The 25,753-nt window shown below is 63.3% G+C and carries 22 protein-coding genes and 1 pseudogene; 9 read left to right on the forward strand and 14 right to left on the reverse strand.

Annotation, left to right across the window (positions count from 1 at the left end; translation table 11 throughout):
* Positions 1–3 precede the first annotated feature (3 nt).
* From CF161_RS23125 to CF161_RS23155, 7 genes and pseudogenes are all read right to left on the reverse strand, one after another.
* Positions 4–774 carry an IclR family transcriptional regulator gene (locus tag CF161_RS23125; protein WP_020299040.1) on the reverse strand — a complete coding sequence of 257 codons (771 nt, stop codon included), beginning with the start codon at positions 772–774 and terminating at the stop codon, positions 4–6.
* A gap of 85 nt (positions 775–859) precedes the next feature.
* Positions 860–2,323, reverse strand: a pseudogene (locus CF161_RS23130) (amidase).
* Positions 2,320–3,630 carry a citrate-proton symporter gene (locus tag CF161_RS23135; RefSeq protein ID WP_020299043.1) on the reverse strand — a complete coding sequence of 437 codons (1,311 nt, stop codon included), beginning with the start codon at positions 3,628–3,630 and terminating at the stop codon, positions 2,320–2,322. The pseudogene CF161_RS23130 and the gene CF161_RS23135 overlap by 4 nt, the downstream one beginning before the upstream one ends.
* Before the next feature lie 99 nt (positions 3,631–3,729).
* Positions 3,730–4,905, reverse strand: a complete 1,176-nt coding sequence (locus CF161_RS23140; protein WP_020299044.1) for a M20 aminoacylase family protein — start codon at positions 4,903–4,905, stop codon at positions 3,730–3,732.
* Between the two features lie 157 nt (positions 4,906–5,062).
* Positions 5,063–5,389 (reverse strand): hypothetical protein, encoded by a 327-nt coding sequence (locus CF161_RS23145; RefSeq protein ID WP_020299045.1) that lies wholly within the window; start codon positions 5,387–5,389, stop codon positions 5,063–5,065.
* Positions 5,386–6,486, reverse strand: coding sequence for a serine hydrolase (locus CF161_RS23150; protein ID WP_020299046.1), 1,101 nt, complete (start codon positions 6,484–6,486; stop codon positions 5,386–5,388). Before CF161_RS23150 ends, CF161_RS23145 begins: the two co-directional genes overlap by 4 nt.
* Before the next feature lie 66 nt (positions 6,487–6,552).
* The gene (locus tag CF161_RS23155) at positions 6,553–7,446 is read right to left on the reverse strand and encodes an acyl-CoA dehydrogenase family protein (protein WP_020299047.1); all 894 of its coding nucleotides are present in this window, start codon (positions 7,444–7,446) and stop codon (positions 6,553–6,555) included.
* Positions 7,447–7,587: 141 nt separating this feature from the next.
* On the opposite strand from CF161_RS23155, the gene olsB reads away from it, so the two are divergent.
* Both olsB and CF161_RS23165 read left to right on the forward strand, forming a co-directional pair.
* Positions 7,588–8,343: an L-ornithine N(alpha)-acyltransferase gene (olsB, locus tag CF161_RS23160; RefSeq protein ID WP_020299048.1), complete on the forward strand. Its 756-nt coding sequence runs from the start codon at positions 7,588–7,590 to the stop codon at positions 8,341–8,343.
* Positions 8,343–9,137: a lysophospholipid acyltransferase family protein gene (locus tag CF161_RS23165; protein WP_020299049.1), complete on the forward strand. Its 795-nt coding sequence runs from the start codon at positions 8,343–8,345 to the stop codon at positions 9,135–9,137. The genes olsB and CF161_RS23165 overlap by 1 nt, the downstream gene beginning before the upstream one ends.
* Before the next feature lie 54 nt (positions 9,138–9,191).
* On the opposite strand, the gene CF161_RS23170 is transcribed toward CF161_RS23165, so the two are convergent.
* Positions 9,192–9,776 carry an ACP phosphodiesterase gene (locus CF161_RS23170; protein ID WP_020299050.1) on the reverse strand — a complete coding sequence of 195 codons (585 nt, stop codon included), beginning with the start codon at positions 9,774–9,776 and terminating at the stop codon, positions 9,192–9,194.
* A 153-nt stretch (positions 9,777–9,929) separates the two neighbouring features.
* Between CF161_RS23170 and CF161_RS32450 the strand changes: the two genes are divergently transcribed.
* The 3 genes from CF161_RS32450 to CF161_RS23185 are packed head-to-tail and all read left to right on the forward strand — an operon-like array spanning position 9,930 to position 12,493.
* A complete protein-coding gene (locus tag CF161_RS32450) occupies positions 9,930–10,232 on the forward strand; it encodes a helix-turn-helix transcriptional regulator (RefSeq protein ID WP_020299051.1) in 303 nt (100 codons plus the stop codon).
* A gap of 17 nt (positions 10,233–10,249) precedes the next feature.
* Positions 10,250–11,416 (forward strand): MFS transporter, encoded by a 1,167-nt coding sequence (locus tag CF161_RS23180; protein ID WP_020299052.1) that lies wholly within the window; start codon positions 10,250–10,252, stop codon positions 11,414–11,416.
* A 27-nt stretch (positions 11,417–11,443) separates the two neighbouring features.
* On the forward strand, positions 11,444–12,493 hold the full coding sequence (locus CF161_RS23185) for an alkene reductase (protein WP_020299053.1): 1,050 nt from the start codon (positions 11,444–11,446) through the stop codon (positions 12,491–12,493).
* Positions 12,494–12,818: 325 nt separating this feature from the next.
* Here the strand turns inward: CF161_RS23185 and emhR are convergent, their stop codons facing one another.
* Entirely contained in the window at positions 12,819–13,451 is a 633-nt protein-coding gene (gene emhR / locus CF161_RS23190; protein ID WP_020299055.1) for an efflux system transcriptional repressor EmhR, read from the reverse strand.
* A gap of 252 nt (positions 13,452–13,703) precedes the next feature.
* Here emhR and emhA point away from each other — a divergent pair, with 252 nt between their 5' ends.
* From emhA to CF161_RS23210, 4 genes are all read left to right on the forward strand, one after another.
* Complete coding sequence (gene emhA / locus CF161_RS23195; protein ID WP_020299056.1) at positions 13,704–14,861, forward strand: efflux RND transporter periplasmic adaptor subunit EmhA; 1,158 nt, start codon at positions 13,704–13,706, stop codon at positions 14,859–14,861.
* Positions 14,862–14,864: 3 nt separating this feature from the next.
* Positions 14,865–18,014, forward strand: coding sequence for an efflux RND transporter permease subunit (locus tag CF161_RS23200; RefSeq protein WP_020299057.1), 3,150 nt, complete (start codon positions 14,865–14,867; stop codon positions 18,012–18,014).
* On the forward strand, positions 18,011–19,471 hold the full coding sequence (gene adeC / locus CF161_RS23205; protein WP_020299058.1) for an AdeC/AdeK/OprM family multidrug efflux complex outer membrane factor: 1,461 nt from the start codon (positions 18,011–18,013) through the stop codon (positions 19,469–19,471). The genes CF161_RS23200 and adeC overlap by 4 nt, the downstream gene beginning before the upstream one ends.
* 302 nt (positions 19,472–19,773) lie before the next feature.
* Positions 19,774–21,039 carry an OprD family porin gene (locus CF161_RS23210; protein WP_020299059.1) on the forward strand — a complete coding sequence of 422 codons (1,266 nt, stop codon included), beginning with the start codon at positions 19,774–19,776 and terminating at the stop codon, positions 21,037–21,039.
* Positions 21,040–21,132: 93 nt separating this feature from the next.
* Here CF161_RS23210 and pcaC read toward each other — a convergent pair whose 3' ends face one another.
* The 5 genes from pcaC to pcaG all read right to left on the reverse strand — a co-directional run bounded on the left by pcaC (position 21,133) and on the right by pcaG (position 25,753).
* On the reverse strand, positions 21,133–21,528 hold the full coding sequence (pcaC, locus tag CF161_RS23215) for a 4-carboxymuconolactone decarboxylase (RefSeq protein ID WP_020299060.1): 396 nt from the start codon (positions 21,526–21,528) through the stop codon (positions 21,133–21,135).
* Between the two features lie 10 nt (positions 21,529–21,538).
* Positions 21,539–22,339 (reverse strand): 3-oxoadipate enol-lactonase, encoded by an 801-nt coding sequence (pcaD, locus tag CF161_RS23220; protein ID WP_020299061.1) that lies wholly within the window; start codon positions 22,337–22,339, stop codon positions 21,539–21,541.
* 11 nt (positions 22,340–22,350) lie between these two features.
* Positions 22,351–23,715, reverse strand: a complete 1,365-nt coding sequence (locus CF161_RS23225; protein WP_020299063.1) for a 3-carboxy-cis,cis-muconate cycloisomerase — start codon at positions 23,713–23,715, stop codon at positions 22,351–22,353.
* Between the two features lie 48 nt (positions 23,716–23,763).
* Positions 23,764–25,059 (reverse strand): MFS family transporter, encoded by a 1,296-nt coding sequence (locus CF161_RS23230; RefSeq protein ID WP_020299064.1) that lies wholly within the window; start codon positions 25,057–25,059, stop codon positions 23,764–23,766.
* A 127-nt stretch (positions 25,060–25,186) separates the two neighbouring features.
* Complete coding sequence (pcaG, locus tag CF161_RS23235; RefSeq protein WP_020299065.1) at positions 25,187–25,753, reverse strand: protocatechuate 3,4-dioxygenase subunit alpha; 567 nt, start codon at positions 25,751–25,753, stop codon at positions 25,187–25,189.

Genomic DNA, 25,753 nt, shown 5'->3' on the forward strand with positions numbered 1-25,753 from the left:
ATTTCAAGCGATGTCTTTCTGCACTTGCTCGATGGTTTCGGCCAGCAACCACAAGTGGCGGTTGCGCACTTGTTCGACACAGGCCAGGTCCCTGGGCCAATGCAGGGCAATGCTGCCGATCACCTGGCCTTCGGCCTGCAACGGCAACGCCACTGCCCGGATCAGGAACGGCAGGCGCACCGGGTATTCCCAATGGCCCTCGGTGCGCTGGCCAAACCCCAGGTACCGCGACTCCTCGCAGGCCTGTTGCCGGGCTTCTAGCGGTACCTGTTCTCGTTCGGCCAGGCGTTCGACTTCATCTCTGGCCAGGGCCCCCAGGCAGGCTTTGCCCATGGCCGAATGAAACAGGCTGGCATGCTGGCCGACAATCCGGCTACAGCTCGGGTAGCGCTTGCGCAATACCGCCGGCACCGCGCTTTCCAGAACCTCCAGGCATTCGCCATCGAAGCTCGACAGGTCAGTGACCAGCCCGGTGCGTGCACTCAATTCCAGCAGGCAGGGCGCCGCCTGCTCCACCAACTGGCGCTTGAAACGCTGTCGGCTATCACCGAACAGACTCCTGGCACTCAAGCGATAGCGCCGGTCACTCAGGCCGCGATAGATCCAGCCCTGCTCCTGCAGGGTCAGCAACATGCGTGACACCGTAGCCTTGGCCAGGCCCGTCAGATAGTGCAGTTCCTCCAGGCCCAAGGCCTGGTGCTGTCCAAGCAGTTCGACAATGGCCAGGGCCCGCTCCACTGAACGCACACTGCCGGTTTCAACCTTGCTGACCATAGTCCGAACTCCCTGACTGAGGATGGGTGAAGGTTCTACCGGCAAGATGCAGGCCTCCTGCACCCTGGTCACGACACCTGCTTGGTTACCGCAGGTTTCCTGGCGGCTGTCGCCGGACCCACTGGGTCAGTTGTTCGTGAGCGTAGGCCAGTTGCAGCACGGCGTGGTCAGCCTGGGCCGGGCCGATGATCTGCATGCCCATGGGCAGGCCGGACAGGTTGCAACCCACCGGGATGCTGATGCTCGGCAGGCCGGCCAGGGTCGGCCCGATCACCACCTCCATCCAGCGGTGGTAGGTGTCCATTGACTGCCCTGCAATTTGCCGCGGCCAGGCTTGCCGTGCATCGAAAGGGAACACTTGGGCAGTGGGCAGCAACAGGAAATCGTAACGTTCGAACAGTTGCTGCAACGCGCGATACCAGTCGCTGCGGGTCTGGGAGGCGCGATACACATCCGCCGCAGTCAGTGACGCCGCGCCCTCCACTTCCCAGCACGCTTCCGGCTTGAGCTTGCGGCGTTTTTGCGGGTCATTGTAGAGCGGGCCCAGGGTGCCCTGGACCAGCCAGTGACGGTGTACCAGCCAGCACTCCCAGAGCCGGGCCAGGGAGAAGTCCGGCTGGCAGTGTTCAACCTCGCAGCCCAGGCTGCTGAAATCGTCCAGGGCCTGTTCACATAAGGCCAACACGCCCTGCTCCATGGCCAGGTAACCGTTGTAGTCTCCCAGCCAGCCCAGGCGCAGGCCCCGCACATCCCGTTGCAGGGAAGCATTGAGCCGCATCGGATCGTCCTTCAGCGACAGCGGCACCCGGGCGTCAAAACCGGCCTGAGTGCTCAACAACCGCGCCACATCGGCCACGGTACGCCCCATCGGACCCTCGGTAGCCAGTTGCTGCACAAACAACTCCGGGGTCGGGCCATAGGGCACCCGGCCCTGGGAGGGGCGCATGCCAAAGACGTTGTTGAAAGCCGCAGGGTTGCGCAGCGAGCCCATCATGTCGCTGCCGTCGGCCACCGGCAGCATGCGCAGGGCCAGGGCCACCGCAGCCCCGCCACTGCTGCCGCCGGCGCACAAGGTGCTGTCGTAGGCATTGCCGGTGGTGCCGAACAGCTGGTTGTAGGTATGGGAGCCCAGGCCGAACTCGGGCACGTTGCTCTTGCCGACGATGATCGCGCCACTGGCCCGGACCCGCGCCACGCTGATGGCGTCCACGTGGGGCACATGCTCGGCGAACAGCGGCGAGCCCATGCTGGTGGTCATCCCGGCGGTGGCCGCCAGGTCCTTGATCGCCTGGGGCATGCCATGCATCCAGCCCATGGACAGGCCCTGGGCCAGTTGCCGGTCACGCTCGTCGGCCTGGGCCAGCAGGGCCTCGGGGTCTGCCAGGGAGACCAGGGCATTGACCCGTGGGTTGCAGCGCTAGATCTGCGCCAGGTAGGCCAGCATCACTTCGCGGCAGGACAGCCCGCGGGCATGGATGGCCCGGGACAGGGCCAGGGCGTCCAGCTCGACGATGCAGTGGTGGGTCGAAGGTTCGGGCTGATTGATCAAGACTCGCCTCCCAGGGTCACGGTATCGGGTTTGTCGTCTCTGACCGCGTCGTACATACAGTAGATGCCCAGCAGGCTGAGGATCGAGGTCAGCAATACATAAAAGGACGGCGCCACCGGGGTGGCCATGGCGTTGCTCAGCCAGGTCACGATCAACGGGGCGAAACCGCCGAACAGCATCACCGTGACGTTATACGCCACCGACACCCCGGTGGAGCGCACCTCGATCGGAAACTGCTCGGCCAGGGCCGTGGGCGCGGGGCCGAAGAAACCGCCGATGGCGCTGCACAACAGGATCTGCATCACTAGCAGGCGCTCGATGGAAGGCGCCTCGGCCACCCACACGTACAAGGGATAGACCATGACGAAAAACGCCAGGGTGAAGGCCATCAGCACTGGGCGCCGACCGACGCGGTCCGACAGCGCCCCGGCACAGGGAATCACTAGCGTCATCAGCGCCACGGCGAGCATCTGCACCAGCAGCACCTGGTCCAGGGGCAGGCCGAGGTTGGTGTGGGCGAAGGTCGGCATGTTCACCAGCACCACATAGAAAGACACGGTGCCACCGCAGCACAAGCCCATGGACACCAGGATCTGCCGGCGATAGGCCGCTACCACCTGCCACAGCCCGGGCCCGTTGCCACGTACCTGTTTGCGTGCTTCGAGAAAGGCTTCGGGCTCTTCCATGTACTTGCGGATCCACAGGCCTACCGGGCCGATCAGCAGGCCGATCACGAACGGCAAGCGCCAGCCCCAGAGCTCCAGGGTCTGGGGTGAAAAGAAGTGGGTCACCGCCGCCACCATCGCCGCGCCGCTGAACACCGCCAGGCACTGCCCCACCAACTGCCAGGAGCCGTACAGGCCCTTGCGGTGGGGCGGCGCACTCTCCACCAGATAGGCCGTGGCGCTGGCGTATTCACCGCCGGTGGCAAAGCCCTGGAGCATGCGTGCCGCCACGATCAGCAACGGCGCGCCGAGGCCGATGGCCGCGTAGTTGGGGGCGAACACGATCATGGCGATGGCCAGGGTCATCAACTGGATGATCACCAGCATCGCCGCCTTGCGGCCCTTGCGATCGGAATAGACCCCCAGCAGCACGCCGCCCACCGGGCGCATGAAAAAGCCCACGCCGAAGGTGGCCAGGGCCATCAGCAGCGAGGTGTATTCATCTTCCGCAGGGAAAAACTGGCGGGCAATGAAGCTGGCGAGAAAGCCGTAGACAATGAAGTCGTACCACTCCAGGGCATTGCCGACCACGGCGGCAACCACCTGCCGGGTCTTGGAAACAGCGGGAATCGAGGCGGTCATGGGAGGTTCCTTGGAGACTATTGAGCCTTCTGCCGGGCTCGCTAAAGTGCCGGGCGCCAATCACACCCGGAGCAGTCAGGGACACAGGAACAGGAAGTTTCAGGACGGCCTGAGCCAGCTTTCCGCCAGGGCGCCCCAATAGGCCGCGCCGGTAAGAATGATGTCGTCGTTGAAGTCGTAACCCGGGTTATGCACCATCGGCTGCGCCACGCCGTTGCCGATGAACAGGTAGCTGCCCGGGCAGCGTTGCAGCATCCAGCCGAAGTCTTCGCTGCCCATCAGCTTCGGCGTATGGCCGTTGACCGCCTCGGCCCCCACCAGCTCGACGCCGACCTGGCGGGCGAACTCGGTCTCGTCCGGGCTGTTGACCAGCACCGGATAGGCCGGACGATGCTCGATGCTGGCCGTGCAGCCAAAGCTGTCGGCCTGGATCTGGATAATGGCCTTGACCCGCTCCAGCATCCGTTCGCGAACCGGTGCGTTAAGGGCACGCAGGCTCAGGCGCAGCACTGCCTGCTGGGGAATCACGTTGGCCGCTTCGCCGGCCTGCAAGGCGCCGACCGTGACGACTGCGGCTTCCTGGGCATCGATATTGCGCGCCACCACCGTCTGCAACGCCATGACCATGCTGGCCGCCGCCACCAACGGGTCCACCGCCAGGTGCGGCATGGAGCCGTGGCCGCCGACGCCCTCAACGATCACCTCGAGCAGGTCCTGGGAGGCCATCATCGGTCCCTGACGGAAACCCAGGTGCCCGGCCGGCAGCCCCGGCATGTTGTGCAGGCCAAACAACGCATCGCAGGGGAAGCGCTCCAGCAGGCCGTCGGCAAGCATGGCCTGGGCACCGCCCTGGCCCTCTTCCGCCGGCTGGAAGATCAGGTTCAGGGTGCCGTCGAACTGCCGGGTGGCCGCCAGATAGCGGGCCGCCCCCAGGAGAATGGTGGTGTGGCCGTCATGCCCGCAGGCGTGCATGCAACCGCTGGAGCGGCTGCTGTAGGGCATCCCGGTGTTCTCGATGATCGGCAAGGCATCCATGTCGGCCCGCAGGCCCAGGGTCTTCGAGCCACTGCCGTTGCGCAGCACCCCGACCACGCCGGTGCGGCCAACGCGGGTGTGCACTTCGTAGCCCCACTCTTCAAGACAACGGGCCACCAGCGCCGCAGTGCGATGTTCTTCGAACCCCAGTTCCGGGTGGGCATGAATGTCCTGACGAATGGCCCGCAGGTCGCTGGCGACGTCATTGAGCCAGGCCAAAATGTGCTGGTGTCGGGTCATGCTGGGTCTCCTTGGGTCGGGTGTATTCCCGTTCTTTTTCGGAGCGCTTCACGGCGTAGCAAGGCGTGATCACGGCTCTGCGTCAGATAACCGCGAGCCGGATCAGAGGACAATCAAATGTGGTTCCACTGGGTGGAACAAGCTTGGGCGGGGTGGTTCAGGGAGCCAGCCGGCATCCCTCGCGCTCGCCGATCCAGGCCGCGCTGTGGCTGCGTCCCAGCCCACTGGCCGTGACCCGGCGCTGCTCCGGTTCATCGACAAATTGGCTCAGGGGCAAGTATTGCCGCACGTAACCCAGGCAATACTCGGCCGGGTTCTGCATCACATAACGGCAGGAGCAGTACTCCTTGGCGCTGTAGGCGCCGAGGATATCCGGGAACGCAAGCAGCGCCAGCCGTTCATGCCAGACCCAGGCCAGCAGCGCCGCCAGCAGCACCAGCAGCAGGCTGGAAACAGGTCGGCGTCGAACCCATGAACGGCTCATGGCCGACCCTGCCGTCCGAACGCCAGCAGCGCCCGCTTCAGCAGTTCGTTGTGCCGGTAGCTGCCATCGCGGTCGTCGGCGTAGCGCACGATGACCAGGTTTTCGCTGGGCACTATATACAGCGCCTGGCCCCAGTGCCCCAGGGCGGCAAAGGTGTCCCTCGGCGCATCGGGCCAGGGTGGCGCAGCGCCTTGCACGGCGCGGTTGAGCCACCAGTGGCCACCCGGCACCGCCTCGTCCTGGTGGGCCTGGTAGCCACTGAAGGGCGTGCGACAGAATTCGACCCAGGCCTTGGGCAGCAACTGGCGCTCGCCCCAGCGCCCGTCGCGCTGCATCAACAGGCCGATGCGCGCCAGGTCGCGGGCGCGCAGGTAGGCATAGGAAGAGCCGACGAACGTCCCGGCCGCATCGGTTTCCCACACTGCCTGCCTGATTCCCAGGGGGTCGAATAGTGCAGTCCAGGGATAGCCGGCATAAGCGGGCGCGCCGAGCATGTGCTTCAAGGCCGCAGACAGCAGGTTGCTGTCGCCGCTGGAATAACGGAAAGCCTGCCCCGGCGCGCTGAAGGCGCCATGGCCTGCGGCGAAGGCCGCCATATCCTGATGGCCCCGGGTGTAGAGCATGGCCACCACCGAGGACTTGAGTGGTGCGTATTCATAGTCCTCCTGCCACTCCAGGCCCGAGGCCCAGTGCAGCAGGTCGGCCATGCTGATCTGTGGGTGCTGTTGCAGGGCGGGATAGAAGCTTGCGGCCTTGTCCTCCAGCTGAAAGCGACCTTGGCCATAAGCCACGCCCAGCATCACGGCGAGCAGGCTCTTGCTGATGGACCAGGTCAGGTGCGGGGTGTCGGCGGTGGTCGGCCCGGCGTAACGTTCGTAGATGAGCTGGCCATCGCGGATCACCAGCAGGGCGTCGGTGCGAATACCGGCGCGGGTCGTGTCATCCCGCGGCGCGAAGGCATAGGCCTCCAGCGCATCGAGTGCCGGGCCGCTGGCTGCCGGGCCCTGGCTCCATTGCTCGCCGGGCCAGTGTTCGGCGCGCACCGGCACCGTGACCAGCAAGAGCAAGGTGAGCAACAGGGTCGAGCCTTTGAACATTGCAGAAAATCCGGGGCCGGAAATCTGCACAGCCTAGCCCTGGTAGATGACAGTTTCAGCAGCGCTTCAGGCCGGCAGCGACGGCAAGCCGGCCAGGGCCTTGGCCAGGCGCTTGGCCCGGGCGCCGCCGGCGATCTCAAGCACTGATTGGTCGCGGGACCACAACTGCGCCCACTCCGGGGGACCTTCGGCAAAGGCCTGCTGGATCTGCGCCTTGAGCCCATCGAACTGAGCGAACAACCCACCCAGCAGGATATGCGTGCTGCTGGCCGAAGGGTTTTGCCGGCTGGCTTCGGCGCACCCGGCGAGCAGGGCCAGGAGCTGCAATTGCAGGGCCTGCGGCCATTGGTTGTCCTGGCCGACGCCATACAACCAGGCGCCCATGGCGCTGAGGACATAGATGTCCTCCAGGCTGCGAAAGGGTTTGACGTAGGCATCCCAGCCATCGCCGGCCAGCCGTTCGCAAAGCGCGTGGTCGAGGTGCAGGCGGCCGTGGCTGATGTCGGGCATCAGCGGCAGGGCTGGGAGTTTTTCCACGCTGACCCCAGGCTCGCCGGCATAGACCACCGCCAGGCTCAGGCGCGGATCTTCGCCGGGTGCCTCGCTGCGCGCGGCAATCAGCAGCCAGTCGGCGGCATCGCCGGCGGTGACGAAATCCTTGCGCCCGCTCAGGCGCAGATCCGCCAGCCGGGTCTGCATGTCCGCCGCGCGCAGGCTGCGCTGCTCGGTGGCGCACAAGGCGCCCAGGCTCGGCGGCGCGCTGGGCCAGAGCACACGCAACGCGGCTTGGTAACCCACCAGAAACGCCAGCCCCGGGCTGCTCATCAAACGCCCGCCGCGCAGCGCCAGGTCGAACGGGGTGACCGGGCCCAAGTGCTCCAGCAGCGCGGCGTACCCCTCGGCCAGGTCCGGGTTGGCCGGCAGTCGTTCACGGCAGTTGAGCAGGTCTGACCAAGGCATGGAGGGGCTCCTTCTGGGCTGTCATATAAGCATCACCAAAGCTTAATGGCGATGACACCGGGGCTACATAGCCTGACTTTGCACAACAAAGTCGATCGGCTGCAACCCAAGGCGGGTCAGCGGCCCGCACGGAGATTCACAATGACTCAGATCGCCCGCATCAGCGACACCGGCAGTGAACGCCGCCTGCAAGCCGAACGTCTGATCGGCGCCCACGCCCTGCAAGAGGCCCAGGCGCTGCGCTTCAACGTCTTCAGCGGCGAGTTCAACGCCAAGCTCAAGGGCGCGGAATTGGGTCTGGACATGGATGACTATGACGTCCACTGCAGCCATATCGGTGTGCGGGACCTGAACACCGGGCGCCTGGTCGCCACCACCCGCCTGCTCGACCACCAGGCCGCCAGCAGCCTGGGGCGCTTTTACAGCGAAGAGGAATTCAGCCTGCATGGGCTGGTGCATCTAAAGGGCCCGATCCTGGAAATCGGTCGCACCTGCGTCGACCCGGCCTACCGCAACGGCGGCACCATTGCCGTGCTCTGGGGCGAATTGGCCGAGGTGCTCAACCAGGGCGGCTACAGCTACCTGATGGGCTGCGCCAGCATCCCGATGCAGGACGGCGGCGTGCAGGCCCACGCCATCATGCAACGCCTGCGCGAGCGCTACCTGTGCACCGAACACCTGCGCGCCGAACCGAAAAAACCGCTGCCGAACCTCGACATCCCGTCCAACGTGATCGCCGAAATGCCACCGCTGCTCAAGGCCTACATGCGCCTGGGCGCGAAGATCTGCGGCGAGCCGTGCTGGGACGAAGATTTCCAGGTCGCCGACGTGTTTATCCTGCTCAAGCGCGACGAGTTGTGCCCACGCTACGCCCGCCACTTCAAGGCGGCCGTGTAATGAGCCGGCTACGGGTCTACGGGCGGATTGCCCGGGTGCTGCTGGTGGTCGCGCTGGGCTTGAGCATGGCCAGCGTGTTCGGCCTGTTCGAGCGCCTGGGCGTGGCCAATTCCATGGTTCGGCGCCAGCGCTGGTCGCGCTTTTTCATGGCCCGCCTGAGCAACGCCCTGCCCTTTGAAATCACCGTGCACGGCGACGTGCCCCGGCAGCCGATGCTGTGGGTCAGCAACCACGTGTCCTGGACCGATATCCCGTTGCTCGGCGCGCTGAACCCGCTGTCATTCCTGTCCAAGGCCGAAGTGCGGACCTGGCCGGTGGCGGGCTGGCTCGCGGCCAAGGCCGGCAGCCTGTTTATCCGCCGTGGCGCGGGCGACAGTCAGTTGATCCGCAAGCAGATGACCCGGCACTTGCAGCAGCAACATCCGCTGCTGATGTTCCCCGAAGGCACCACCACCGATGGCCGTGGCCTGCGCACCTTTCACGGGCGTTTGCTGGCCAGTGCCATCGACGCCGACGTGGCGCTGCAGCCGGTGGCCATTCGTTACCTGCGCGACGGGCAGATCGACTCGCTGGCACCGTTTATCGGCGATGACGATCTGCTCTCGCACCTGATGCGCCTGTTTGCCAATGACCAGGGCCAGGTCGAAATCCACCTGCTCAAACCCATTGCCTGTCGCGGCCAGGAACGCGCGGCGCTGGCCTTCCAGGCGCAGCAGGCGGTGCAGAAGGCGCTGTTTGGCGAGGTGCCCAAGGGCGTTGAGGTTGGGCGTGACGAGGAATGGGTCGCGGCCTGAGGGATTCGTTTTAGCGCGCCAGCCCGGTGAATCGCTTCCAGGGAAGCCGGCAGATCAGCCGGTTTCCCTGAGGCGTTCCTGGGCAAACAACTGCAACTGCGGGTAGAACTGCCGAAAGTCCTCGCTCAATGGCTGATACAGCCGCTCCAGCTCGCCCATCGCTTGCGCCAGTTCCTCCGGGCGTGACAAGCGGCGCGAGATCCCTCGCAGCACCTGCTCCAGCACGTCGAACTCCCGGTAGGAACCCAGCCAGTCATCGGCCGCCATATACGGCGCGATCTGCGCCAGGCGTCCCGGCAGCTGCGGTTCGCTGGCCAGCACCCGGTACACGTCCGAGGTGAACAGCGCCAACGGCTGCGTGGCGTACCGAGCCCAGTCGCGCGCCAGGCAATGATCGAAAAACACGTCGATGACAATGCCGGCATAGCGCCTGCGGGTCAGGGAAAAACGCGACAGCGCAGCGCCCACCAGTGGGTGGCTGTCGGTGTAGGTGTCGATGCTGCGATGCAGCGCAATCGCGGCTTCGATCTCCGGGTTGAACTGCCCCTGCAGCCGACCTTTGACGAAGTCGCCGTACAGGCTGCCGAGCAATTGACCGGGGCGCTGGCCGCCGAGGTGCAGATGTGCGAGATAATTCATGGGCGCAGCTTAGCACCGCGCGACACGTATCGTTATAACTCGATATACCGATAAAGAATGATTTAAGACCAAAATCATATTGGTATATCGCGAAATACCGATTTAAAGTTCGCTTCATCGCGATATAACGTTTTACCCAAACCGAGCACTGCCATGCCTATCGATCTCGACGAAATAATAAAAGCCCTGGCGCACCCAGTACGGCGAGAAATTCTTCACTGGCTCAAAGACCCGACTGTCGAATTCCCTGATCAGAGCCACAGCAATGAACACGGCGTATGCGCCGGGCAGATCGATCAACGCTGCGGCCTGTCGCAGTCGACCGTCTCCGCCCACCTCGCGACCTTGCAACGAGCTGGACTGATCAGCAGCCGCAAAGTCGGCCAATGGCACTTCTTCAAACGCAATGAGGAAAACATTCAGCTGTTCCTCAAACAAATGAGCCAAGAGCTCTGATCTGACAAGGACCCACAATGCCCCTCTCGCTACTTATCCTGGCCCTGAGCGCCTTCGCCATCGGCACCACCGAGTTCGTCATCATGGGCTTGCTGCCCGATGTGGCGAACGACCTCGGTGTGTCGATCCCGGGCGCCGGCTGGCTGGTGACCGGTTACGCCCTGGGCGTAGCCATCGGTGCGCCCTTCATGGCACTGGCCACCGCCAAGCTGCCGCGCAAGGCTGCCCTGGTAGCCCTGATGGGCATTTTCATTGTCGGCAACCTGCTGTGCGCGCTGGCCAGTGACTACAACGTGCTGATGTTCGCCCGAGTGGTCACCGCCCTCTGCCACGGCGCCTTCTTTGGTATCGGTTCGGTGGTTGCCGCCGGCCTGGTGCCCGCCAACAAGCGCGCATCGGCCGTGGCCCTGATGTTCACCGGCCTGACCCTGGCCAACGTCCTCGGTGTTCCACTGGGTACCGCGCTGGGCCAGGAAGCCGGCTGGCGCTCGACGTTCTGGGCCGTGACCGTGATCGGTGTCGTCGCCCTGATCGGCCTGATTCGCTTTCTGCCGGCCAAGCGCGATGAGGAAAAACTCGACATGCGCTCGGAACTGGCCGCCCTCAAGGGCGCCGGGATCTGGTTGTCACTGAGCATGACCGCGCTGTTCGCCGCCTCCATGTTCACCCTCTTCACCTATGTCGCGCCGCTGCTGGGCGACGTCACCGGGGTGTCGCCCAAGGGCGTGACCTGGACCTTGCTGCTGATTGGCCTGGGCCTGACCGTGGGCAACATCATTGGCGGCAAGCTGGCGGATAAACGCCTGGCGGCCACCCTGATCGGTGTGTTTATCAGCATGGCCGTGGTCTCCACCGTCCTGAGTTGGACCAGCGTCGCGCTGATCCCGACCGAGATCACCCTGTTCCTCTGGGCCACCGCCTCGTTCGCCGCCGTACCGGCGCTGCAAATCAACGTGGTGACCTTCGGCAAGGCCGCGCCAAACCTGGTGTCGACCCTCAATATCGGCGCCTTCAACATCGGCAACGCCCTCGGCGCCTGGGTCGGCGGCAGCGTGATCGCCCATGGTTTCGGCCTGACCAGCGTGCCCCTGGCCGCAGCCGCCCTGGCGGTACTGGCGCTGCTGGTGACTCTGATTACTTTTCGCCAGGGCGGCAATGCCGATCTGGCCCCAGCGACCAACTGATACGTTCATTTAAGAAGGGTGTATTTCATGGCAACTATTTTTGACCCAATCAAACTCGGCGACCTCGAGCTGGCCAACCGCATCATCATGGCGCCCTTGACCCGCTGCCGCGCCGATGAAGGCCGAGTACCCAACGCGCTGATGGCCGAGTACTACGTACAACGCGCTTCCGCGGGCCTGATCCTCAGCGAAGCCACGTCCGTGACGCCAATGGGCGTCGGCTACCCGGACACCCCGGGCATCTGGTCCAACGACCAGGTTCGCGGCTGGAGCAACGTGACCAAGGCAGTCCACGGCGCAGGCGGCAAAATTTTCCTGCAACTGTGGCATGTCGGCCGCATTTCCCACCCGTCCTACCTGAACGGCGAGGCGCCAGTGGCACCGAGCGCCATTCAGGCCAAAGGCCACGTCAGCCTGGTGCGCCCGCTGGCCGACTACCCGACTCCGCGCGCCCTGGAAATCGCTGAAATCGCCGACATCGTCGACGCCTACCGCGTGGGTGCGGAAAACGCCAAGGCCGCCGGCTTCGACGGTGTCGAAGTCCACGGCGCCAACGGTTACCTGCTCGACCAGTTCCTGCAAAGCAGCACCAACCAGCGGTCCGACCACTACGGCGGCTCCCTGGAAAACCGTGCGCGCCTGCTGCTGGAAGTGACTGATGCGGTCATCGAAGTCTGGGGCCCGGGCCGAGTTGGCGTGCATCTCGCGCCCCGTGCCGACGCTCACGACATGGGTGATGACAACCTCAGCGAAACCTTCACCTACGTCGCCCGTGAACTGGGCAAGCGCGGCATTGCCTTTATCTGCTCGCGGGAAAAAGAAGGTGCCGACAGCCTCGGCCCACAATTGAAAGCCGCATTCGGTGGCCCGTACATCGCCAACGAACGCTTCACCAAAGACAGCGCCAACGCCTGGCTGGCTGCTGGCAAGGCCGATGCCGTGGCCTTCGGTGTGCCGTTTATCGCCAACCCGGACCTACCGGCCCGCCTGAAAGCCGATGCACCGTTGAACGAGCCGCATCCGGAAACCTTCTACGGTCAAGGCCCGGTCGGCTACATCGACTACCCGACCTTGTAAGCACAGCGCTAAAAACAAAGCCCCGACTCGCGAGAGCCGGGGCTTTTTCATGACCTGTCCGACAGGATCCTGGATTGCCTATCGTGGCTGGCAAGCATGCCGATCAGGGCCATTATTTTGATCGACTGCTCGGCGCCCTTGAGCAACGAGGGTTCACACTCGTTCACACCCCCGACACAAAATCCCTACAAAATACGTAGCCCGCTACCTATAAAGAAAGGGCCGGTGCGTATATAAAAGCACCCCATCGAAATAAGGCGAGTACCAGAATGATCTATGCTGGCCTTAATTGTTGACACAAGCGGTGGCAATTACGCATTTTGTCTCAAGTGCGCAAGCTGGGGCTCAGACGCAGCATATCCAGGCCGATGTCGGTCCAGCGTTCAGCCTGCTGATCAAGCTCGAAGCTGTCCGGGGCCAGAAGCCACTGATAAAGGATGCCGTCGATATAGGCGTGCATGCTGATGGCAGCGCGGGCAGTGTCGAGATTCGACGGCAGCTGTCCACGGTTCACTGCATTGCGCAACGTCAATTCGATACGCACGTTGCAGTCAATACTGGCAGCCCGGCGCTGATGGCGCAGGTCGCACATTTCATCGGTGAATTCGCACTTATGAAACAGAATTTCGTTGATTCGCCGAGTCTTTGGATCCAGAGCGACCTGATGGAACAGATGAATCAGCAGCTTGCGCATGCAGCCCAGCGGGTCGAGCTCTTCCTCGCTTTCACTGGCCCTGGCCAGTTCTTCCAGCGGCTCGCGCAAGGTATCCAGCATGGCCTGTACCAGATCCGCCTTATTGCTGAAATGCCAGTAGATCGCGCCACGAGTCACCCCTGCCAAGGTGGCGATGTCCGCCAATGTCGTACGGGCAACTCCGCGTTCATAGAAAGCCTTTTCTGCTGCCTCAAGTATTTGCTTGCGCGTTTCTTGAGCTTCCTCTTTGGTACGACGGGCCATGGCAGCAAAACCTCAATCAGGATGGCTCGGGGCGCACGAGGCGTTAATCCGAGCTTAATTACGGACGGCGATTGTTATGTGTTTATCGTCCGTCAACTCATGTTTTGTATTAGTCCGGGTACGCGACCCGCTGTTTACAAACAACCATGAATGTAAGTATATTCCATAGCAAGCTACTTATCCACTCAGCGCACTTTTTTGACCCTTCCACCTTTCGAGTGCGCGTCTTGCGCGCCTGACCCGAGGATTTTCATGCAATTCAAGCCAGCTGTTACCGCTCTGGTCACTGCCGTCGCCCTGGCATCGCTGCTCAGCGGATGTAAAAAGGAAGAGGCGGCCCCTCCCCAACAGGCTCCTCAGGTCGGCGTAGTCACCCTGAAAACCCAACCCTTCACCCTGACCTCGGAACTCCCGGGTCGGACCACCGCCTACCGCATCGCCGAAGTGCGACCACAGGTCAACGGCATCATCCTCAAGCGTCTGTTCAAAGAAGGCGGGGATGTCAAAGAAGGCCAACAGTTGTACCAGATCGACCCGTCGGTCTATGAGGCGACGCTGAAAAGCGCCCAGGCCAACCTGCAATCGACCAAGTCGATCTCCGACCGCTACAAGCAACTGGTGGACGAACAGGCCGTAAGCCGCCAGGAATACGACACTGCCGTAGCCAACCGCCTGCAATCGGAAGCCACGCTGCAAAGCGCGCAGATCAACCTGCGCTACACCAAGGTGCTTGCGCCACTGACCGGCCGCGTCGGCCGCTCCTCGGTCACCGAAGGCGCGCTGGTCAGCAATGGCCAGGCCGATGCCATGGCCGTGATCCAGCAGCTCGATCCGATCTACGTCGACGTCACCCAGTCCTCCGTGGAGTTGCTGGAACTGCGTCGCGAGCTGGAAAGCGGTCGTCTGCAAAAGGCCGGCGACAACTCGGCCAAGGTCAAGCTGACCCTGGAAGACGGCAGCCAGTACCAACAGGACGGCAAACTTGAGTTTTCCGAAGTCTCGGTCGACGAAACCACCGGTTCCGTGACCCTGCGCGCCGTGTTCCCAAACCCTAATCACACCCTGTTGCCAGGCATGTTCGTGCACGCGCAATTGCAGGCCGGGATCAACGCTGCGGCCATTCTTGCCCCGCAACAAGGCGTGACCCGTGACCTCAAAGGCACGCCAACTGCGCTGGTGGTTGGCCCGGACAACAAGGTCGAATTGCGTCAGCTCAAGGCCAGCCGCACCGTCGGTAGCCAATGGCTGGTGGAAGACGGCTTGAAAGCCGGCGATCGACTGATTACCGAAGGCCTGCAGTTCGTCAAGCCAGGCATTGAAGTCAAGGCGACCGAAGCGACCAATGTTCCGGCGACCAACCCGGCCCCTGCACAGGCAACAGACAAAGCTGCAGGCGGCAAAGGGGAGTAAACCATGTCGAAATTTTTCATCGACCGTCCGATTTTCGCTTGGGTAATTGCCCTGGTGATCATGCTGGTCGGGGCTCTATCGATCCTCAAGTTGCCGATAAACCAGTATCCAAGCATTGCGCCACCGGCCATCGCTATCTCCGTGACCTACCCAGGCGCCTCTGCACAGACCGTGCAGGACACCGTGGTTCAGGTCATCGAGCAGCAGCTCAACGGTATCGATAACCTGCGTTATGTGTCCTCGGAAAGTAACTCCGACGGCAGCATGACCATTACCGCAACCTTCGAACAAGGCACCAACTCCGACACCGCTCAGGTCCAGGTCCAGAATAAACTGAACCTGGCCACCCCACTGCTGCCGCAAGAAGTGCAGCAACAGGGCATCCGGGTAACCAAGGCGGTGAAGAACTTCCTGCTGGTGATCGGTGTGGTTTCCGAAGACGGCAGCATGTCCAAGGACGACCTGTCCAACTACATCGTGTCCAACATGCAGGACCCGGTGTCGCGGACCGCGGGTGTCGGCGACTTCCAGGTGTTCGGTGCACAGTACGCCATGCGTATCTGGCTCGACCCGGCCAAGCTCAACAACTACAGCCTGACCCCCGTGGACGTGAAAACCGCCGTTGCGGCGCAGAACGTCCAGGTGTCTTCCGGCCAGATCGGTGGATTGCCGGCGCTGCCTGGCCAGCAACTGAACGCCACGATCATCGGCAAGACCCGTCTGCAGACCGCCGAGCAGTTCAAGGCGATCCTGTTGAAGGTCAACAAGGACGGCTCGCAGGTTCGCCTGGGTGATGTCGCCGACGTTGCGCTGGGGGGTGAAAACTACGCCGTCAGCGCCCAGTTCAATGGCAAGCCGGCTTCCGGCCTGGCGGTCAAACTGGCCAACGGCGCCAACGCCCTGGACACCGCCAAGGCACTGCGCAAGACCATCAGCGACCTGGAACCCTTCTTCCCGCAAGGTATGAAGGTGGTGTTCCCGTACGACACCACGCCGGTGGTGACCGAATCCATCAAGGGCGTGGTTGAAACCCTGGTGGAAGCGATCGTCCTGGTGTTCCTGGTGATGTTCCTGTTCCTGCAGAACTTCCGCGCCACGGTGATCACCACCATGACGGTCCCGGTGGTATTGCTCGGGACCTTCGGCATCCTCGCGGCGGCCGGTTTCAGCATCAACACCCTGACCATGTTCGGCATGGTGCTGGCCATCGGCTTGCTGGTGGACGACGCCATCGTGGTGGTGGAAAACGTCGAACGGGTGATGCACGAGGAAGGGCTATCGCCCAAGGAGGCCACGAAGAAGTCCATGAGCCAGATCCAGGGCGCACTGGTGGGTATCGCCCTCGTGCTGTCCGCGGTACTGCTGCCAATGGCGTTCTTCAGTGGTTCCACCGGGGTGATCTACAAGCAGTTCTCGATCACCGTGGTTTCGGCCATGGCCCTGTCGGTCCTGGTTGCCCTGATCTTCACCCCGGCCCTGTGCGCCACCATGCTCAAGGCTCACCCACAAGGCGAGCACGCCACCGAGAAACGCGGTTTCTTCGGCTGGTTCAACCGCACCTTCGATCGCAGCGTCAAAAGCTACGAGCGCGGCGTGGGCAATATGCTGCGTCACAAAGTGCCGTACCTGTTGGCGTACGTGCTGATCGTGCTCGGCATGATCTGGCTGTTCACCCGCATTCCATCGGCGTTCCTGCCGGAAGAAGACCAGGGCGTACTCTTCGCCCAGGTGCAGACGCCAGCCGGCTCCAGTGCCGAGCGGACCCAGGTGGTGGTCGATGAAATGCGCGCCTATCTGCTGGACAAGGAAAAGGACACCGTAGCCTCGGTGTTCACCGTGAACGGCTTCAACTTCGCCGGTCGCGGCCAGAGTTCGGGTATGGCGTTCATCATGCTCAAGCCGTGGGGCGAGCGCTCTGCGGAAAACAGCGTGTTCAACCTGGCGGCCCGTGCCCAGCAACACTTCTTCAGCTTCCGCGATGCGATGGTGTTTGCCTTCGCTCCGCCCGCCGTACTGGAGTTGGGTAACGCCACCGGTTTCGACGTGTTCCTGCAGGACCGCGCCGGTATCGGACACGAGAAACTGATGGCAGCACGCAACCAGTTCCTCGGCATGGCCGCGCAGAGCAAGATCCTGAGCCAGGTGCGTCCGAACGGCCTGAGCGATGAGCCGCAGTACCAGTTGACCATCGACGATGAACGCGCCAGCGCCTTGGGCGTGACCATCTCCGACATCAACAACACCCTGTCGATCGGCCTGGGCAGTAGCTATGTCAACGACTTCATCGACCGTGGTCGAGTGAAGAAGGTGTACATCCAGGGTCAGCCCGGCGCCCGCATGAGCCCGGAAGACCTGAAGAAATGGTACGTGCGCAACAGTGCCGGGACCATGGTGCCGTTCTCCTCGTTCGCCAAGGGTGAGTGGATCTACGGTTCGCCGAAGCTGGCGCGCTACAACGGTGTCGAGGCGATGGAAGTCCTGGGGGCTCCGGCGCCTGGATACAGTACCGGTGAAGCCATGGCCGAAGTCGAAGCCATTGCCGCGAAGCTGCCGGCGGGCGTGGGGATTTCCTGGACCGGCCTGTCCTATGAGGAACGCCTGTCGGGTTCCCAGGCACCGGCGCTGTATGCCCTGTCGCTGCTGATGGTGTTCCTGTGCCTGGCGGCGCTGTATGAAAGCTGGTCGATTCCGATCGCGGTCATGCTCGTGGTGCCTCTGGGGATCATCGGTGCACTGATGGCCACCAGCCTGCGGGGTCTGTCCAACGACGTGTACTTCCAGGTGGGGCTGTTGGTGACCATCGGTCTGGCGGCGAAAAACGCCATTCTGATCGTCGAGTTCGCCAAGGAACTGCACGAGCAGGGTCGCAGCCTGACAGACGCGGCGATCGAAGCCTGCCGCATGCGTCTGCGACCGATCATCATGACCTCGCTGGCCTTCGTGCTGGGTGTGGTGCCCCTGGCCATCTCCACCGGCGCGGGTTCGGGCAGCCAGCACGCCATCGGTACCGGGGTGATTGGCGGTATGCTCACCGCGACGATTCTGGCGATATTCTGGGTGCCTTTGTTCTTCGTCACAGTGTCTGGCATGGGTCGCAAGAAAAACGCGGACTCGGCAGAAACATCTGAAACTCCTAAAGAGGCTGGCCAATGAGCAAGTCGCTACTCTCCCTGGCAATCACCGCCGCCGTGCTAAGTGGCTGCTCGCTGATACCCGATTATCAGCAGCCGCAAGCACCGGTGGCCGCGCAATACCCGCAAGGCCCGGCCTATTCGCCAACGGAGGCCGCCAACCAGGCGGCCGCCGAACAGGGCTGGCGGCAGTTCTTCCATGACCCGGCGCTGCAACAGCTGATCCAGACCGCGCTGGTCAACAACCGCGACCTTCGGGTGGCGGCGCTGAACATCGACGCTTATGCCGCGCAGTACCAGATCCAGCGCGCGGACCTGTTCCCCGCGGTATCGGCCAATGGCAGCGGCAGCCGCCAGCGGACCCCGGCGCGCATGTCGCAAACCGGCGAGTCGGGCATCACCAGCCAGTACTCGGCCACCCTGGGTATCAGCGCCTATGAGCTGGATCTGTTCGGCCGCGTTCGCAGTTTGAGCGAGCAGGCCCTGCAGACCTACTTCTCCAGCGAAGAAGCCCGGCGCAGCACCCAGATCAGCCTGGTGGCCAGCGTGGCCAACGCCTACCTGACCTGGCAGGCCGACAAGGAACTGCTGAAGCTGACCCAGGACACCCTGGGCGCTTTCGAGGAGAGCTACCGGCTCACCTCGCGCAGCAACGAAGTCGGGGTTGCCTCGGCGCTGGACCTGAGCCAGTCGCGGACCTCGGTCGAGAACGCCCGGGTGCAACTGGCGCGCTACACGCGCCAAGTGGCCCAGGACGAAAACAGCCTGACCCTGCTGCTGGGCACCGGCCTTCCCGCCAACCTGCCTGGCGCACAGCCCCTGGCGGCCGACCTGTTGAGCGAAATGCCAGCGGGCCTGCCTTCGGAGCTGTTGCAACGGCGTCCGGACATCCTTGAAGCCGAACACAAGCTCAAGGCGGCCAATGCCAATATCGGCGCCGCCCGCGCGGCGTTCTTCCCGAGCATCAGCCTGACCGCCAACGCCGGCACCTTGAGCCCGGACCTGTCCGGCCTGTTCAAGGGGGGTTCGGGGACCTGGCTGTTCCAGCCGCAGATCAATCTGCCGATCTTCAACGCCGGCAGCCTGCGTGCCAGCCTGGACTACTCGAAGATCCAGAAAGACATCACGGTTGCGCAGTACGAGAAATCCATCCAGACCGCCTTCCAGGAAGTCTCCGATGGCCTGGCGGCACGTCAGACCTACAACCAGCAGTTGCAGGCCCAGCGTGATTTCGTCAGCGCCAACCAGGACTACTACCGCCTGGCCGAGCGGCGCTACCGCATCGGGGTCGACAGCAACCTGACCTTCCTCGACGCCCAGCGCTCATTGTTCAGTGCGCAACAGGCGCTGATCAGTGACCGCCTTTCGCAGCTGACCAGCGAGGTCAATCTGTACAAGGCCCTGGGTGGCGGCTGGAACGAGCAGACCGCGAAGAACGAACCGGTGGCCGAACAGGCACCGAAGCTGCGCCTGTTCTAAGCACCTGCCGGCAGTGAAAAAACCCACCTCTCGGTGGGTTTTTTTTGGCCTGGGCCCGGCCAGTCACTTGTGTTCGTTTATCGCCCAAAACCCACTTGTACCCGATTGAATCGCCCTATCCGGCACCGCACCATTCCCCGCAGCGATAAAAACCAATAACAACAGGCTCTGCACCATGACCCCTCGCCCTGCCCTCTCCGGCTGATTTACAGCCGTTTCACCACGCCCACTTTTCACCTGGCTCTGCGACTGACATAGCGGCAGTGCCGTGCTGCGCCCTAACAATTAGAGAGACCGACAACATGAAGCCAACGACCCCCACTTCTCCTTTCCTCCTGCCGGGCCTGCTCGGCGTGGCACTGGCTGCCGCCGCCCTGCCGGCGATGGCCGAAGAGTCCGGCTTTCTCGAAGATGCCAAGGTCAACCTGAACCTGCGCAACTTCTACATCAACCGTAACTTCACCAACCCGACCAGGGCCCAGGGCAAGGCCGAAGAGTGGACCCAGAGTTTCATCCTCGATGCCAAGTCCGGGTTCACCCAAGGCACCGTGGGTTTCGGCATGGACGTGCTGGGCCTGTACTCGCTGAAGCTCGACGGCGGCAAAGGCACCGGCGGCACCCAGTTGCTGCCTCTGGACCGTGACGGGCGCCCGGCCGACAACTTCGGGCGCCTGGGGGTGGCGTTCAAGGCGCGCTTGTCGCAGACCGAGGTCAAGGTGGGGGAATGGATGCCGGTGCTGCCGATCCTGCGTTCCGATGACGGCCGCTCGCTGCCACAGACCTTCCGTGGCGGGCAGATCACGTCCAAGGAAATCGACGGCCTGACCCTCTACGGCGGCCAGTTCCGCGCCAACAGCCCGCGAGACGACAGCAGCATGAGCGACATGTCGATGACCGGCAAAGCCGCGTTCACCTCCGACCGTTTCAACTTCCAGGGTGGCGAATACACCTTCAACGACAAGCGCACCCAGATCGGCCTGTGGAACGCCGAACTCAAGGACATCTACAGCCAACAGTTCATCAACCTGGTTCATACCCAACCCGTGGGCGACTGGACCCTGGGCGCCAACCTCGGTTTCTTCTACGGCAAGGAAGACGGCAGTGCCCGCGCCGGCGACCTGGATAACAAGACCTGGTCCGGCCTGTTCTCGGCCAAGTACGGCGGCAGCACCTTTTATGTCGGCCTGCAAAAACTCACCGGGGACAACGCCTGGATGCGGGTCAACGGCACCAGCGGCGGCACCCTGGCCAACGACAGCTACAACTCCAGCTACGACAACGCCAAGGAAAAATCCTGGCAACTGCGCCACGACTACAACTTCGCCGCCATCGGCGTACCGGGCCTGACCCTGATGAACCGCTACATCAGCGGTGACAACGTGCACACCGGCACCATCACCGATGGCAAGGAATGGGGCCGCGAGTCGGAGCTGGCCTATACCGTGCAGAGCGGCACCCTGAAGAACCTCAACCTCAAATGGCGCAACTCCAGCATGCGTCGCGACTACAGCAATAACGAGTTCGACGAGAACCGCGTGATCGTCAGCTACCCGATCAGCCTGCTGTAAGTCACGTCGCCAGGACCTGCTCCGGCAAAACCCACCCATGAAAAAGGCCAGCCCGGTTGACCGGTGCTGGCCTTTTTTATCGGCGTGCGCTGCTCAGACCTCGCGGGACTCGACACCCAACTCATCCCACACCGACTCGGCGAGATGGAAGGTCGCATTGGCCGCAGGAATGCCGCAGTAGATCGCGCTCTGCATGATCACTTCCTTGATCTCGCCACGGGTCACCCCGTTGTTGGCAGCGGCACGCAGGTGCAGCTTGAGCTCTTCATTGCGGTTCATGCCGATCAGCATGGAAATGGTGATCAGGCTGCGGGTATGCCGCGGCAGGCCCGGGCGGGTCCAGATGTCGCCCCAGGCGTGTCGGGTGATCATCTCCTGGAACTCCGAGTTGAACTCGGTCAGGGCATTAAGGCTGCGATCGACGTGGGCATCGCCCAGCACCGCGCGGCGCACCTGCATCCCCTCGTCATAACGTTGTTTCTCGTCCACAAGCGACTCCTCAGATGCTCTTGTCGGCCAGCAGGAATTCCACGACCCGGTCGCTGAATGCGGCGCCGGCCTGCACGTTGGACAAATGCGCGGCGTAGAACTCGGCGTACTCGGCGCCCTGCACTTGTTCCTGAATGTAATGCCCGCCCGACGGAGGCGTGACTGCATCTTCGGTGCCGGAAATCACCAGGGTCGGAACCTTGATCGCCGACACCTGGTCACGGAAGTCTGCGTCACGCACGGCCGCGCAGTTGGCTGCATAGCCCTCGGGCGACGTCGCCGCCAGCATGTCGGTGATCAACTTGGCCTGGTCAGGGTGAGCGTCGGCGAAGTCCGCGGTGAACCAGCGGGCAATCGAAGCATCGCGCAGCGCCACCATGGCCGCCTCGCCGTCACGCAGTACGGTTTCGATGCGCGGGTTCCAGATCGACGACTCGCCAATCTTCGCCGAGGTGTTGCACACCACCAGCTTGTGCAGGCGCTCGCCGGCATTGATGCCCAGCCACTGGCCGATCAGGCCGCCCATGGACAGGCCGCAGAAGTACGCGCGCTCGATGTGCAAGGCATCCAGCAACGCCAGCACGTCATGGCCCAACTGCTCAATGGTGTAGGGCCCGGGGGTGACCAGCGACTTGCCGTGGCCGCGGGTATCCATGCGCAGCACACGGAAGTGTTGGATAAAGGCCGGGATCTGGATATCCCACATGCGCAGGTTGGTGCCCAACGAGTTGGACAGCACCAGTACCGGAGCGTGTTCCGGACCATCAAGCTGGTAGTGCAGTTCGCCATCGGCGAGTTTTACGAATGCCACAGCAGTCTCCTTCAGGCGTTCAAGGCAAAGTGTTCGGCCACCGCGCGCTCGACCCAGGTCTGAGCCTGGCCGAGGTAATGGGCCGGATCGAGCAGGCGATCCAGTTCAGCGGCCGAAAGCTCGGCACCGACCTGGGGTTCATCGCCCAGTACCGCACGCAGGTGGCGCCCTTCGGCCACCGTCCGCTTGCAGCATTGTTCCAATAGATGATGAGCCGTCTCGCGTCCCAGGCGCTGGGCCAGGGCGATGCTCACGGCTTCGGCCAGTACCAGGCCGCGAGTCAGGTCGAGGTTGCTGGCCATGCGCTCGGCGTCGACTTCCAGGCCCTCGGCTACCAGCAAGGCTTGTTGCAGGGCACCGGAAACCAGGCAGCAGATCTCCGGCAGGGTTTCCCACTCGGCATGCCACAGGCCCAGGCTGCGTTCGTGCTCCTGGGGCATGGCGCTGAACATGGTCGCCAGCAGCCCGGGCACCCGGGTCGCGGTACTGATCAAGACCGCCGCGCCCACCGGATTGCGCTTGTGGGGCATGGTCGATGATCCGCCCTTGCCCGGCGCCGAGGGCTCGAACACTTCGGCCGCTTCGGTCTGCATCAACAGGCTGATATCCCGTCCCAGCTTGCCCAGGCTGCCAGCGATCAGGCCAAGCGCAGCGGCGAACTCCACCAGACGGTCGCGCTGGGTGTGCCAGGGTTGTTCCGGCAGGCCCAGGTGCAGCTCGCCGGCCAGTGCCTGGGCAATCGGCAACGCCTGCTCGCCGAGGGCCGCCAGGGTCCCGGAGGCGCCGCCGAACTGCAGCACCAGCAGCCGCGGCTTCAACTCCTGCAAGCGTTGCCGGCTGCGGCTGACCGCCCCCAGCCAGCCGGCGATTTTCATGCCCAGGGTGACCGGTGTCGCATGCTGCAACCAGGTCCGCCCGGCCAGCGGCGTGCCGGCGTAGCGGGTGGCCTGGGCCGCAAGGATTTGCCCGAGGCGCCCCAGGTCGGCCTCAATCAAGCCCAGGGCCTGGCGCAGTTGCAGCACCAGCCCGCTGTCCATCACGTCCTGGCTGGTCGCCCCCAGGTGCACATAGCGCTCAGCCTCGGCGTCGCACTGGGCAATCTGTTTGCCCAGCGCCTTGACCAATGGAATCGCCGAGTTGCCGGCCGTGGCAATGGCTTCGCCGAGGGCCGCGAAATCATAGAGTTCGGCGCGACAGGCCGCCTCGATCGGCGCCACCGCACTCTGCGGAATCTGCCCGACGCGGGCCTCGGCTCGGGCCAGGGCCGCTTCGAAATCCAGCATGGCCTGGACCCGGCCCTGATCACAAAACACTTCACGCATGCTGCGAGCAGTGAAATAAGCATCGAACAATTGGTTGCTCGCCGGTGTACTCATAAACAATCCCTTGGGGGCACGCGCCCGTGATGGGCGCGCGCGGACAGGTCAAAGATCGTGGTGCAGATACGCCGCCTGCTTGGGCAGGCGCAGACTGAACAGGAACGCCACCGCCATCATGACCGTGACGTACCAGTAAAAGGTGTTTTCCATGCCCAGGGTCTTCAGGCCCAGCGCGACATACTCCGCCGAACCGCCGAAAATCGCATTCGCCACCGCGTAAGCCAGGCCAACTCCAAGGGCCCGCACCTGAGGCGGAAACATCTCGGCTTTTACCAGACCGCTGATGGAGGTGTAGAAACTCACGATCGCCAGGGCCAGGGTGATCAGGACAAAGGCCAGGAACGGGCTGGAAACGGTTTTCAGGGTCATCAGGATCGGCACCGTGAACAAGGTCCCCAGGGCCCCGAACCAGAGCATCGAATTCCGGCGGCCGATCTTGTCGGCCAGCATGCCGAACAACGGCTGCATGCACATATAGAGAAACAGCGCGCCGGTCATGATGTAGCTGGCGGTCTTGGCGTGCATCCCGGCGGTGTTCACCAGGTACTTCTGCATATAGGTGGTGAAGGTGTAGAAAATCAGCGAGCCGCCGGCGGTGTAGCCCAGCACGGTGATAAAGGCTGCGCCGTGATTCTTGAACAACGCGACAATACTGCCTGCATCCTTGTCTTCACGCATTTCCTTGCTGGTGGTTTCTTTCAGCGTGCGGCGCAGCAACAGCGAGATCACGGCGGCAATCGCGCCGATCACGAAAGGAATTCTCCAGCCCCAGGCCTTGAGCTCCTGCTCATCGAGGAACTGCTGCAGGATCACCACCACCAGTACCGCCAGCAATTGCCCGCCGATCAGGGTCACGTACTGGAAGGAGGCGAAGAAGCCGCGCTGGCCCTTGAGCGCCACTTCACTCATGTAGGTGGCCGTGGTGCCGTACTCGCCGCCCACCGACAACCCCTGGAACAGCCGCGCCACCAGGAGCAACGCCGGGGCCCAGGCGCCAATCGTGGCGTAGGTCGGGAGGAAGGCGATGACCAGGGAGCCGGCGCACATCATCAGCACCGAGATCATCATTGAATTCTTGCGCCCGTGCTTGTCGGCTACCCGGCCGAACAGCCAGCCGCCGATGGGACGCATGAGAAACCCGGCGGCAAACACGCCGGCGGTGTTGAGCAACTGCACCGTGGGATCGTCGGAGGGGAAAAATGCCGGGGCGAAGTAGATCGCACAAAAGGCATAGACATAGAAGTCGAACCATTCGACCAGATTGCCCGAAGACGCGCCGACGATCGCGAAGATCCTCTTGCTGCGTTCTTCACCGGTGTAGTGACTGGTTGTGCTTGTCATGGGTTTTCACTCTTTGGGGACAGTGTGAGTCTAGACACACTTGGCAACAGTCCCGTTCCCCTGTCTGCCGCCGCTGCTTGCGGCAACCCCGAAGGGTCGCCGCAGACACCGGCGCCGGCGTCGCCGGTCAGTAATCGAAAAACACCGTCTCGGCTTCGGTGCCTTGCAGGATCACGTTCCACTGATACGTGCCGTCGGCATCGGTCTTGGCCAGCAAGGTGCTGCGGCGCTCGGCCGGCACGCAGGCCAGCAACGGGTCGGCGGCGTTGGCCGATTCGCCGTCGAAGTAAATGCGCGTCAGCAGGTGCTTGACCAGGCCCCGGGCGAACACCAGCACCACCAGGTGCGGCGCCTGGGTCGCGCCCTTCAGGCCGGGCACCGTGCCTGGCTTGATGGTGGTGAAGCGGAAGCGCCCTTCGGCGTCCACCGGTACCCGGCCAAAACCCTGGAAGCTCGGGTCCAGGGCCTTGGCCTGGTCGTCTTCAGGGTGGTCGTACTTGCCTGCGGCATTGGCCTGCCAGATCTCCAGCATCGCGTCGTTGACGAAATCGCCATTGCCGTCCACCACCTGCCCGGTGATCGCCACACGCTGGCCAAGGGTCTCGGCCTGGGTCAGGTCTTCGCGGTTCAGCCAGGTCAGGCCGATGTGGTAGTAGGGGCCGACGGTGTGTGAAGTGGTCGCGGTCAGCGTCAT

The organism is Pseudomonas sp. CF161 (assembly GCF_000416215.1).
Classification (GTDB): domain Bacteria; phylum Pseudomonadota; class Gammaproteobacteria; order Pseudomonadales; family Pseudomonadaceae; genus Aquipseudomonas.